Source organism: Neisseria sicca 4320, from assembly GCF_000193735.1.
Taxonomy (GTDB): domain Bacteria; phylum Pseudomonadota; class Gammaproteobacteria; order Burkholderiales; family Neisseriaceae; genus Neisseria; species Neisseria sicca_E.
The window spans coordinates 1-379 of the sequence record NZ_AEPF01000169.1 but is presented as its reverse complement, the minus strand read 5'-3'; the positions used below and the strand labels follow the sequence as shown (position 1 = coordinate 379).

Below are 379 nucleotides of genomic sequence, written 5' to 3'. Positions count from 1 at the left end.
AGGCATTCGACCAAAGTCAGTAATGCACTTTTCTGTCCTTTGCCGACGATGGTGTCGGCTTCCCAATCGCCGATGCGGGATTTTTGGTCGACGACGGCGGGTCGGTTTTCTATGCCGACGCGGTTGGGCACTTTGCCTCTGGTCCATATGCTGCCGTAGCGTTTGCGGTAGGGTTTGCTGCATATTCTGAGATGTTGCCACAAGGTGCCGCCGTTGCTTTTGTCTTGGCGAAGGTAGCGGTAAATGGTGCTGTGGTGGAGCGTAATTTGGTGGTGTTTGCGCAGGTAGGCGCATACTTGTTCGGGACTGAGTTTGCGGCGGATAAGGGTGTCGATGTGCCGAATCAGCTGCGAATCGAGCTTATAGGGTTTTCGCTTAC

At 54.1% G+C, this 379-nt stretch carries 1 protein-coding gene; it reads right to left on the bottom strand.

Translation table 11 applies throughout. The features are described from left to right. Positions 1-379 (bottom strand): IS30 family transposase (locus tag NSCA4_RS0112485; protein ID WP_016688424.1); only part of this gene is annotated, 379 nt, incomplete at both ends.